The following is an 11,018-nucleotide window of genomic DNA, read 5'->3' on the forward strand; positions in this document are numbered from 1 at the left end:
TTCCTGAGCAGCAGGGCCAGCTCCGCCGTGGTGGCCCTGCGGCCGACGGCGGGCACGCCGGTGCCCACACCGTCACCACATGCTCGCCCACGGACAACGGCTGAGCCGAGGCCGGCCATCCGGGTGAGGAAAGGACCGAGACGTGCCGACCCGACAGCAGGTGCGCGCTCTGCTCGGCCAGGGCCTCGACCACCGTGAGGTGGGGCGTCGCCTCGGCATCGCGCCCGGACTGGTGTACCTGATCGCGACCGGACTTCCCGCCGACGGCGGCGACGCGCCCACTCCGGAGGAGCGGCAGGCGCGCGAGCTGATCCGCGCGAGCCAGGATCTGACCAACCCGCCGGTGGTGCACCCGGAGGCCCGTGCGGTCGTGCGCCGGTGGCTGGAAGGCCGGGTCCGTGCCGACGCCCAGATGCGGAACGGCTGAACGCGTGTTTTGATCGGGTACTGGAGCAGGTGTCGTCGGCCGCGCGGCCCGGCGCGGTCCACCGACGGATGCGGAGGAACGCCGATGGGTCTACGGGAGTGGATCGAGGGCTGGCCGGTGTACCGGCAGTTCACCGACGGCGACCGCACCGGCCGGGGTTCCGCCGCCAAGAGCCGGACGAGCGAGAACCTCCGGCCGCGCACCGGCACGGCGGACAAGGTCGTGAAGTCCATCTGCCCCTACTGCGCCGTGGGCTGCGGGCAGAACGTCTACGTCCGTGACGAACGCGTGGTGCAGATCGAGGGTGACCCCGACTCGCCGATCAGCCGGGGCAGGCTGTGCCCGAAGGGATCGGCGAGCCTGCAACTGACCACCGGTGACGCGCGCACCCATCAGGTGCTCTATCGCAGGCCGTACGCCACCGAGTGGGAGTCACTGGACCTGGACACGGCGATGGACATGATCGCCGACCGGGTGCTCAGCGCCCGTGACGAGGGCTGGCAGTCCGAGGTGGACGGCGTGCGCACCAACCGCACGCTGGGCTTCGCGAGTCTCGGCGGCGCGACCCTCGACAACGAGGAGAACTACCTGCTGAAGAAGCTCTACACCGCTCTGGGCGCGGTGCAGATCGAGAACCAGGCCCGTATTTGACACTCGTCGACGGTTCCCAGTTTGGGGACCTCCTTCGGTCGCGGCGGCGCCACGACGTTCCAGCAGGACCTGGCCAACTCCGACTGCATCGTCATCCAGGGCTCGAACATGGCCGAGTGCCACCCGGTCGGGTTCCAGTGGGTGATGGAGGCCAAGGCCCGGGGCGCCACGGTGATCCACGTCGACCCGCGGTTCACCCGCACCAGCGCGGTGTCCGACGTCCACGTGCCGCTGCGCGCTGGCAGTGACATCGCCTTCCTCGGCGGGATCGTCAACTACGTGCTCACCCACGAGCGGTACTTCCGGGACTACGTCCTGGCCTACACCAACGCCGCCTCGATCGTGAGCGAGAGCTTCGCCGACACCGAGGACCTCGACGGCCTGTTCTCCGGCTTCGACGCAGAGGGGCGCGTCTACGACGTCTCCACCTGGCAGTACCAGGGGGCGCGGGTGCAGGCCGCGTCCGGCCAGCGTGACCAGCATTGGGACGAACGCACGCGCGACGAGGGCGTCGAGCTCCAGGAGGAGGCGCGCGGCGAGGCGCACGGCGCGGGCGGGCCGGAGATCGGCGCCGAGCCGGAGACCGACCCGACCCTGACGCACCCGCGCTGTGTGTTCCAGATCCTCAAGCGGCACTTCGCCCGCTACACGCCCGAGACGGTCGAGGAGGTGTGCGGCGTGCCCCGGGAGAAGTTCCTGCGGGTGTGCGAGCTGCTCACCGCCAACTCCGGGCGCGAGCGCACCAGTGCGTTCGCCTACGCGGTCGGCTGGACCCAGCACACCGTGGGTGTGCAGTACATCCGCACGGCGGCGATCCTGCAACTGCTCCTGGGCAACATCGGCCGTCCCGGCGGCGGCATCCTCGCGTTGCGGGGGCACGCCTCGATCCAGGGCTCGACCGACATCCCGACGCTGTTCAACCTCCTGCCCGGCTACATCCCCATGCCGCACGCGCACGACAACGACAATCTGGACAACTTCGTGCGGGCCGAGGCGGCGCACAAGGGCTACTGGGGCAACATGCGCTCCTACGTGGTCAGCCTGCTCAAGGCGTGGTGGGGTGGTGCCGCGCGTCCGGACAACGACTTCTGCTTCGACTACCTGCCCCGGCTGACCGAGGGGCACAGCACCTACGAGACGGTCCTGAAGCAGATGGAGGGCGTCTGCCGCGGCTATCTCCTGCTGGGCGAGAACCCGGCGGTCGGCTCGGCCGACGCCAAGGCACAGCGCATGGGCATGGCCAACCTGGACTGGCTGGTCGTGCGGGACTTCTCGCTGATCGAGAGCGCCACGTTCTGGAAGGACGGACCCGAGATCGCCTCGGGTGAGCTGAACACCACCGACATCGGTACCGAGGTGTTCTTCCTGCCCGCGGCCTCGCACACCGAGAAGGACGGCAGCTTCACCAACACCCAGCGCCTGTTGCAGTGGCATTTCCAGGCCGTGGAACCGCGGGGTGACTCCCGCAGCGACCTGTGGTTCGCCTATCACCTCGGCCGCATCATCCGGGAGAAGCTGGCCGGGTCCGAGCGCGATCGCGACCGGCCCGTGCTCGATCTGACCTGGGACTATCCCACCAAGGGAGAGCTGGCCGAGCCGGAGGCCGAGGCGGTGCTCGCCGAGATCGGCGGCTACGACGCGGACGCCACCCCACTGTCGACCTACGAGCAGCTCCGCTCCGACGGCTCCACGGCGTGCGGCTGCTGGATCTACTGCGGCGTCTACGCCGACGGCGTCAACCAGGCCGCGCGCCGGAAACCGGCCTCCGAACAGGACTGGGTGGCCGCCGAGTGGGCCTGGGCGTGGCCGTTGAACCGCCGCATCCTCTACAACCGCGCCTCGGCCGACCCCGACGGCAACCCCTGGAGCCGGCGCAAGGCCTACGTGTGGTGGGACGCCGAGCAGGGCAGCTGGACCGGCTACGACAACGCCGACTTCAAGCGCACCCGGCCACCGGACCACGTCCCCGACCCGGACGCCCGCGGACCGGACGCGATCGGTGGCGGGGACGCGTTCATCATGCAGGCCGATGGCAAGGCGTGGCTGTTCGCGCCCGCGGGCCTGACCGACGGGCCGCTGCCCACGCACTACGAGCCGCAGGAGTCGCCGTTCGACAACCCGCTCTACACCCAGCAGCGCAACCCCGTGCGGCAGGTGCTGCGCCACGCCTACGCCCGCTATCAGCCCAGCGGTACGCAGCCGGGTTCGGCGGTGTTCCCGTATGTGACCACGACCTACCGGCTCACCGAGCACCACACGGCGGGCGGGATGTCGCGGTGGCAGCCCTACCTGTCGGAGCTGCAACCGGAGATGTTCTGCGAGGTCTCCCCGGAACTGGCCCGGGAGCGCGGGCTGGAGCACCTGGGCTGGGCCACCATCGTGAGCGCTCGCGCCGCGATCGAGGCACGGGTACTGGTGACCGACAGGATGAGCCCGCTGATCGTCCAGGGCCGGACGCTGCACCAGGTGGGCCTGCCCTACCACTGGGGCCCCAACGGGGTGAGCACCGGCGACGCGGCCAACGAGCTCGCCGGGATGGCGCTCGACCCGAACGTGCACATCCAGGAGGTGAAGGCCCTGGCCTGCGACATCAGACCCGGACGCCGCCCCCGAGGCCCCGCCCGGATCGAGCTGGTGCGCGACTACCAGCGTCGAGCGGGCATCACCGACGAGACCGGCACCGAGGTATGAGATGACCACGACCAGCGGGACCGAGCCCGGCGTCGACCCCGCCGCTGAGAGCGGCCACCGCGACCACCCGCCCCGCGTGGGCTTCTTCACCGACACCACCGTGTGCATCGGCTGCAAGGCCTGCGAGGTGGCCTGCAAGGAGTGGAACGCCGTCCCCGACGACGGGCTCGATCTGACCGGAATGTCCTACGACAACACCGTCGGGCTCGGCGCCAACACCTGGCGCCACGTGGCGTTCATCGAGCAGCGGAAGCCACTGGCCGCCCAGGAGGTGGACCTGCACCACGACACCGACGTGCTGGCCATGGCCGAGCACGGCTCGGCCACCGCGCCCACCGAGGCGGGCATGACACCCACGGCCCCGGCCGCGGACGGCCACGGGGAGTTCCGCTGGCTGATGGCCTCGGACGTGTGCAAGCACTGCACCCACGCGGCGTGTCTGGACGTGTGCCCGACCGGCTCGCTGTTCCGTACCGAATTCGGCACGGTGGTGGTGCAGGAGGACATCTGCAACGGCTGCGGCTACTGCATTCCGGCCTGCCCCTACGGGGTGATCGACCAGCGCAAGGACGACGGCCGCGCGTGGAAGTGCACGCTGTGTTACGACCGGCTCGGTGACGGGCTCGAACCGGCGTGCGCCAAGGCGTGTCCGACCGACTCGATCCAGTTCGGACCATTGGACGAACTGCGTGAGCGGGCCCAGCGGCGGGTCGAGCAGCTGCACGAGGCAGGTGTGGGTGACGCGCGGCTCTACGGTGCGGACCCCGACGACGGGGTCGGTGGCGACGGCGCGTTCTTTCTGTTGCTGGACGAGCCGGAGGTGTACGGCCTTCCGCCCGACCCGGTGGTGACGACCCGGGACCTGCCGAGAATGTGGCGCCATGTCGCCTCCGCGGCGGCCACCCTGGCCGCGGGGGCGGCCGCCGCGTTCCTCGGCGCGCGACGACGGTGAGGCAGCCCACGCGGAGAACGGCGATCGCCCGGCGGACGGTGATCGCCCGGACGATGGTGACGAGGAGACGGCGACCATGACCACAGACCCCGACTCGCGTCCCGGCCGTGAGGCCGTCACCGGCGGGACCACCGCCGAGCGTGGTGTCGGCGCGCGCGGCGACGGCAGGCGGCGCAAGGGCAGGGGAGAGCAACCGGTGGTGCCCGACACCGAGTTCACCTCCTACTACGGCAAGCCGGTGCTCAACGGCCCCGTGTGGAAGACTCCCGACGTTCCGGCCTACCTCTTCCTCGGCGGCCTGGCGGGTGGCTCGTCGTTGCTCGCCGCCGGTTCCCAGATCACCGGGCGACCACGGCTGGCCACGGCGACGAAGGTGGGCGCGCTCGGCGCGATCAGCGGGTCCGTCGTCGCCCTGGTGCACGATCTGGGCAGGCCCGCCCGGTTCCTCAACATGCTGCGGGTGTTCAAGCCGACCTCGCCGATGAACATGGGTTCGTGGCTGCTGTCGGTCTACGGTCCGCTGGCGGGCGCCTCGGCGGCCTCGGCGGTCACCGGGTTGCTGCCCCGGGCGGGAGCGGCGGCCACGGCGGGTGCGGCGCTCACCGGTCCCGGAATCGCCGCCTATACCGCGGCACTGGTGAGTGACACCGCGGTGCCGGCGTGGCACGACGCGCACCGGGAGCTGCCGTACGTGTTCGTGGGGTCGGGGGCCGTCGCGGCGGGAGGGCTGGGGCTGCTCGCCGACCCGGACGGGGACGCCGCCCCGGCACGCGGGTTCGCCCTTTTCGGCACCGGGCTGGAGTTCGCCGCCTCGCGGCTCATGGAACGCCGCCTCGGCATGGTGGCCGAGCCCTACGAGTCGGGACGGTCCGGTGCGCTCTTCCGGGCCGGTGAGGTGCTCTCGGCGCTCGGCACCGCGGGTGCGTACGCGGGCAGGCGCAGCAGGGTGGCCGGGGTGCTGTCCGGAGCGGCCCTGCTGGCGGGCTCGGCGCTGACCAAGTGGGGCGTGTTCGAGGCGGGCCGGGTCTCGGCGGCTGATCCGAAGTACACGGTCGTCCCCCAACGCCAACGCCTCCGCGACCGAGCCGCCCACGAGACACCCTCCACATGACCGCCCACCCGCGAGTTGCCCTTCCCGCCCGCGAGTTGCCCCTCCCTGCCCGCGAGTTGCCCTTTCCCGCCCGTGAGTTGCCCTCTCCGGCGAGGTGCCGTCGGTGACCCGCGAGCGCTTCATAGTGCGGCGGTGCACGGGTGCATGGCACCCAGTCAGGTCCGGGAACAGCCCACCGGGTGCGCGTACCGCCCCCTGTGTCGGCCGCGGTGCTCCCGGCGCGGGACAATGGCACGGTGGTGGCACACAGCGCGGGGCTCCTCGTGTACCGACGGACAGCCGACGGTCCGCAGGTCCTGCTCGGCCACATGGGCGGCCCCTTCTGGGCGCGCCGCGAGGCCGGAGCGTGGACGGTTCCCAAGGGCGAGTACGGAGCCGACGAACGGCCGGAGGACGCCGCGCGACGAGAGTTCACCGAGGAGCTGGGTGTGGCTCCCCCAGAAGGCGAGCTGTTGTCACTTGGCCAGGTTCGTCAGTCCGGCGGTAAGACCGTGGTGGCCTGGGCGGTGCGCGGGGAAGTCGATCTCGACGCCGTGGTGCCGGGCACCTTCGAGCTGGAGTGGCCGCGCGGCTCGGGCACGGTCCGGACCTTCCCGGAGCTCGACCGGGTCGCGTGGTTCGACCTCGCTGCCGCCCGCGACAAGCTCGTCACCGCCCAGCGAACGTTCCTCGACCGTTTGGCCGAGCAACTGCACTGACCGCCCGTTCGGCCGCGCGAGTTGCCCCTTCCAGCCGCGCGAGTTGCCCGTGGCCGCTTGCGAGCTGGCCACGTGCGCGGCGTACGACCGGCCAGCGTGGGCGGCATGGCGGAGTGTCCGGATCGTCGCAGCCAGCGCAGATGAGGCCGGAGATGCCGCGTGAGGCTCACACGTACGGGATCGCCACGCGCGGGAAGTACCCCGTGCGCGGCGAATCGTGTCCGGGTACGCGCCGTCACACACGACCGTACGCACGAGGCACCTGTATCAGGCGGTCACGAGAGCAGTACCGCTATCTCGCAATGCGGGTTGGCATACGCCTGTGCAGAGCCACCTCGCTGGTGTGGAAGGCCACCTCGCGCGCCCGGAGGGGCAACTCGCGTACCGGAAGGGGCGACTCGCGTACCGGAAGGGGCGACTCGCGTACCGGAAGGGGCGACTCGCGGGTTGGAGGGGGCAACTCGCGGATATGGGGGTCGGCTGTTTCGGGCCACCTGACAGGGGTACGTCTGCCACCATGACCGTGGTGCAGCAGGTCCCGTCCGGGGGAGTGGACTCGACCCCCACCGGTCCGGACCGGCCCGATGCCGTCCACGCCGTAGCGGTACCCGGCGACCCCGTGCGGGTGGAGCACGAGCCCTGTCACCGCATCGTGTTCGCCGACGGTGTGGTGGTGGACGTGCTCACCTCGTATCCGGTGCGCCCCGACGCCGACCTCGTCAGTCTCGTGCGGCCCATCGACGTCAGCTGCGCCGACTGCCGTGTCCGGGACGAGCTGACGCTGGTCGCGGTGCGTGAGCACCGTCTGCTGTGTCCTTCCTGCTATGCCTCCCTCGGTGCCGTCCGGGGGCCACCGCGGACACCGACGGTCACACCGCCGGGCGATGGTTCCGCGCATACCGGGGACGGAGACCAGCACGTGGCCGCGACGGCGGCATGAGATCCCACTGACTCGGCGTCGGCGACCGCTCCGGCGCCGACACGGGATCGGCGGGATGTGGGCGGAGGAGCTAGCGACGACGGGAAGGGCGGTGGCTGAGGTGCCGCGACCCCAGATGCGGTGGATGCGCTCGGCAGCGGTGGGACTGGCCTCGGGTGCGGTGGGCGTGGCCGCGATGACGGCGGCCGAGAAGGTCGAACAGCGCCTCACCGGACGACCGGACTCCTACGTCCCGGCCCGCACCCTTCAGCGGTTGACCGCCTCGCCGCAGGCGGCGGGCCGCTCCCGGGCGGTCAACCTCGGTATGCACGTCGGGCAGGCGGTGCTGCTGGGCGCGGTACGCGGGGTGATGGCCGGAGCCGGACTACGGGGTCCGTGGGCCTCGCTGCTGTTCTTCGCCGTGCGCCTGACCAACGACCAGACCCTGGAGAACGCCACGGGCGTGGGGGCACCGCCGTGGACCTGGCCGCGCGACGAACTCGCCGTCGACCTGGCGCACAAGGCCGTCTACGCGGCCGTCACCGGCGCGGTCGCCGACGCGCTCGCGGACCGCTGGGGGCCCGGACCCGGACAGGTCCACGCACGGCTGCGGCCCGTCCGCACACACGACGTGGGGCCGCTCTGACCTCCCACTCCGCGTGGACGGCGCCCACACCGATCCGGCGGACTCCCCTACACGGCCGCCGGGTCCACATCGGACACGCCGTGGGTCGTCACCGTGCGGGTGCCCCTCCCGGGTCCTTCGCCCACGCGGCCAGCCTCGGTTCGAGCGCGGCGTAGCAGTCCGGGTCGAGGCCCATGGCGGTGTGCGAGCTGGTCACTTCGATGCCCTCGGCCCACGGGTCCCGGCACAACCACCACGGGACGACTCCGTCGCGCCGCGAGTACACCGACACCCCGTCGACCCCGGCCGGGAGCCGTTCGGTGAGCAGTGCACGGTTGGTGCGGTAACAGTCGCCGTCGAAGCAGTCGTCGTCGAGGACGCCCGGCACGCCCAGTGCCGCCAGACGGGTGAGTGAGCGCGCCGCCCGCACGCTGGCCGGTTTCGCCCCCAGTGGATCGAGTACGGGGGAGGCGAGCATGACCAGACCCCGCACCAGATCCGGCCTGCGGGTCGCGGCGAGCCTCCCGAGCCACCCACCCCGGCTCTGGCCGAGAATCACGACCCGGTGGCCGGTGCGGTCGGCGATCTCACCCAGCCTGCGTTCGAGCTGTCCGGCCAGCGCGGTGGTGCACCCGAGGTTCAGCCCCGTGCGTGAGGTTTCCGGGCGGTATCCGCGCGCGGTCAGCCACGTCCGGATCGGCAGCAGGCTCCAGTCACCGACTCCGAACCCGGGCACGAGCAACACCGCCAGCCCACGACCCTGTTCCGGATCCCGGGCACGCCACACCGAGTGCCGCACCAGGCGCGGAAGCATCCGTGCCGTGGTGAGGACGAGCTGTTCCCTCGGTGCCCACACCCGGACTCATACCCCGGCCGTGGACGCTCAACCGCGTGGCGGGACCGGCGCCGTGCCGGATCCGGAACCGCCCGGGGCGCGGAGGCTGCCGACGGTGCGCAGGCCTGGGGATGTCGGCTGGGTTCAGTGCCGAACCTCGCGGCTTCGCTCGTCCGGTCGGATCGCGCCGATTGGCGGCGGTGGCGTGGGCCCTGTCCGTGTGCTGGGCACCCGGACGCGCGAGCCCACCGACACACCTCTGAACCCCTGCCTCGCCCGACCGCAAGGGGCGACTCACCGGGCCGGCAGGGGCAACTCGCGGGCTGCCACGGGGCAACTCGCCGGCTACAAGGGGCAACTCGCGGGACCGGAAGGGGCAACTCGCGGGGCTGGGAGGGGCGCCGCCGCGCGCCTCCCAGCCCCGTGGCGGCTCAGGAGGCCAGCCGGGCTCCGCTGTCGGGATCGAAGAGGTGGGCCGCATCCGGGTTGCGCAGGGCGACCCGGATGGTCTCGCCGAAGGCCGGGGTGGTGTGCGCCTCGGTACGCACGATGAACCGCTCGCCGCGCCCGCCCACGTCGGCCTGGCCGTAGACGTAGGCATCCGAGCCGAGCACCTCCACCAGCTCGACCTTCAGCTCCAGCGCGGGCTCGCCGTCCACGGCGGGTCGCAGCCCTTCGGGCCGGACTCCCACGGTGACCTCGCGCAGGGACGCCGCCGGGCCGGAGAGCACGTCCCGGGCGATCGGCACGGTGAGTCCGTCGAGCTTGGCGCCGTCGTCGGACAGCGGCACCGTCGTCAGATTCATGGCGGGGGAGCCGATGAACCCGGCGACGAAGACGTTGACCGGCGTGTCGTAGAGGGCGCGGGGCGTGTCGCACTGCTGGAGCAGGCCGTCCTTGAGCACCGCGACCCGGTGACCCATCGTCAGCGCCTCCACCTGGTCGTGGGTGACGTAGACGGTGGTGGTACCCAGCCGCTGCTGCAATGCCGTGATGTTCGCCCGGGTCTCCACGCGGAGCTTGGCGTCCAGGTTGGACAGCGGCTCGTCCATCAGGAACACCGCGGGTTCCCGCACGATGGCCCGGCCCATGGCGACCCGCTGCCGTTGTCCGCCCGAGAGGGCCTTGGGCTTGCGGTCGAGGTAATCGGTCAGGTCGAGCAGGCGGGCGGCCTCGGTGACCCGCTCGGCGATCTCGGCCTTGCCGACGCGCTGGATCTTCAGGGCGAAGCCCATGTTCTCCGCGACCGTCATGTGCGGGTACAGCGCGTAGGACTGGAAGACCATCGCGATGTCGCGGTTCTTCGGTGACACCTCGGTGACGTCCCGGCCGCCGATGGAGATCATGCCCTCGTCGACGTCCTCGAGCCCGGCCAGCATCCGCAGCGCGGTGGACTTGCCCGAGCCGGACGGGCCGACGAGGACGAGGAACTCGCCGTCGGTGATGTCGAGGGAGAGCGTGTCCACGGCCCGGACGGGGGGATTGCCCGGGAAGACGCGGGAGGCTTCGCGGAAGGAGACGTCGGCCATGACGGGGTGTCCTCTCGTCGCGGGCGAGCCGTTCCGTCGTGGCTCGCGGTGCGCACTGTCTATCGAACGGGTGATGGCGGCGGCTAGAGTTCGATAGTCCACTGGACTGACAAAAGAGCGCCGCGAACGCGGAGGGTGGCCATGGTGGAACCGCGACGACCCGCGCGGGGCGTGCAGCAGCACGGGCACAACCTCGCGCTCGTGGCCGGGCTGGTGGCCCGGCACGGGCCCGTGTCGCGGGCGGAGCTGGCCCGCCGGTGCGGCCTGACCAAGACGACCGTCACCCAGCTCACCGGCGAACTCGTCGAGGGCGGTCTCCTCCGTGAGCTGGGTACCAGCCGTGCGGTCGGCCCGGGGCGTCCGGCACACTTGCTGGTGCTCAACGCGTCCGGCCCGGCCGGGATCGGCCTCCAGGTCGAGGCCGACCACGTCGCCGGGTGCCTGGTCGATCTCACCGGCCGGGTGCGCGACCGGGCGATCCGTCCAGGGTCCAGCCCGTTCCGGCCTCGAACATCGTGTGGAAGACGTGCCAGGTGTCCCCGGTCCGCACCACGGTCGGGTCCTTGGCCGAAATCAGGTC

General features: G+C 71.6%; 10 protein-coding genes. 8 read left to right on the top strand and 2 right to left on the bottom strand.

Annotated features, from left to right (window positions below):
• The first annotated feature begins 142 nt into the window (after positions 1 to 142).
• The 7 genes from SACSA_RS0119250 to SACSA_RS0119285 all read left to right on the top strand — a co-directional run bounded on the left by SACSA_RS0119250 (position 143) and on the right by SACSA_RS0119285 (position 8,095).
• A complete protein-coding gene (locus tag SACSA_RS0119250) occupies positions 143 to 427 on the top strand; it encodes a hypothetical protein (protein WP_019819380.1) in 285 nt (94 codons plus the stop codon).
• An 84-nt stretch (positions 428 to 511) separates the two neighbouring features.
• Positions 512 to 3,769, top strand: a complete 3,258-nt coding sequence (gene fdh, locus SACSA_RS0119260; RefSeq protein WP_232213016.1) for a formate dehydrogenase — start codon at positions 512 to 514, stop codon at positions 3,767 to 3,769.
• Position 3,770: 1 nt separating this feature from the next.
• Positions 3,771 to 4,721, top strand: a complete 951-nt coding sequence (locus tag SACSA_RS0119265) for a 4Fe-4S dicluster domain-containing protein (RefSeq protein ID WP_019819383.1) — start codon at positions 3,771 to 3,773, stop codon at positions 4,719 to 4,721.
• 76 nt (positions 4,722 to 4,797) lie between these two features.
• Entirely contained in the window at positions 4,798 to 5,832 is a 1,035-nt protein-coding gene (gene nrfD / locus SACSA_RS0119270; RefSeq protein WP_028662051.1) for an NrfD/PsrC family molybdoenzyme membrane anchor subunit, read from the top strand.
• Positions 5,833 to 6,068: 236 nt separating this feature from the next.
• On the top strand, positions 6,069 to 6,530 hold the full coding sequence (locus SACSA_RS0119275) for an NUDIX domain-containing protein (protein WP_028662052.1): 462 nt from the start codon (positions 6,069 to 6,071) through the stop codon (positions 6,528 to 6,530).
• 517 nt (positions 6,531 to 7,047) lie between these two features.
• A complete protein-coding gene (locus tag SACSA_RS26955) occupies positions 7,048 to 7,470 on the top strand; it encodes a hypothetical protein (RefSeq protein ID WP_019819386.1) in 423 nt (140 codons plus the stop codon).
• Positions 7,471 to 7,585: 115 nt separating this feature from the next.
• Positions 7,586 to 8,095, top strand: a complete 510-nt coding sequence (locus SACSA_RS0119285; protein ID WP_019819387.1) for a hypothetical protein — start codon at positions 7,586 to 7,588, stop codon at positions 8,093 to 8,095.
• 88 nt (positions 8,096 to 8,183) lie between these two features.
• Here the strand turns inward: SACSA_RS0119285 and SACSA_RS0119290 are convergent, their stop codons facing one another.
• Positions 8,184 to 8,930: an esterase/lipase family protein gene (locus SACSA_RS0119290; RefSeq protein ID WP_019819388.1), complete on the bottom strand. Its 747-nt coding sequence runs from the start codon at positions 8,928 to 8,930 to the stop codon at positions 8,184 to 8,186.
• 410 nt (positions 8,931 to 9,340) lie between these two features.
• Entirely contained in the window at positions 9,341 to 10,438 is a 1,098-nt protein-coding gene (locus SACSA_RS0119295) for an ABC transporter ATP-binding protein (RefSeq protein ID WP_019819390.1), read from the bottom strand.
• A gap of 141 nt (positions 10,439 to 10,579) precedes the next feature.
• Between SACSA_RS0119295 and SACSA_RS24890 the strand changes: the two genes are divergently transcribed.
• A partial coding sequence (locus SACSA_RS24890; RefSeq protein WP_232213030.1) for a MarR family transcriptional regulator occupies positions 10,580 to 11,018 on the top strand: 439 nt, incomplete at its 3' end.

The organism is Saccharomonospora saliphila YIM 90502 (assembly GCF_000383795.1).
GTDB classification, from domain to species: Bacteria; Actinomycetota; Actinomycetes; order Mycobacteriales; family Pseudonocardiaceae; genus Saccharomonospora; species Saccharomonospora saliphila.

What these genes read in the sequence shown, in the direction of transcription:
- SACSA_RS0119265 (WP_019819383.1), top strand. Translation starts at nt 3,771, where the DNA reads ATGACCACGACCAGCGGGACCGAGCCCGGCGTCGACCCCGCCGCTGAG.
- nrfD (WP_028662051.1), top strand. Translation starts at nt 4,798, where the DNA reads ATGACCACAGACCCCGACTCGCGTCCCGGCCGTGAGGCCGTCACCGGC.
- SACSA_RS26955 (WP_019819386.1), top strand. Translation starts at nt 7,048, where the DNA reads ATGACCGTGGTGCAGCAGGTCCCGTCCGGGGGAGTGGACTCGACCCCC.
- SACSA_RS0119285 (WP_019819387.1), top strand. Translation starts at nt 7,586, where the DNA reads ATGCGGTGGATGCGCTCGGCAGCGGTGGGACTGGCCTCGGGTGCGGTG.
- SACSA_RS0119295 (WP_019819390.1), bottom strand. Translation starts at nt 10,438, where the DNA reads ATGGCCGACGTCTCCTTCCGCGAAGCCTCCCGCGTCTTCCCGGGCAAT.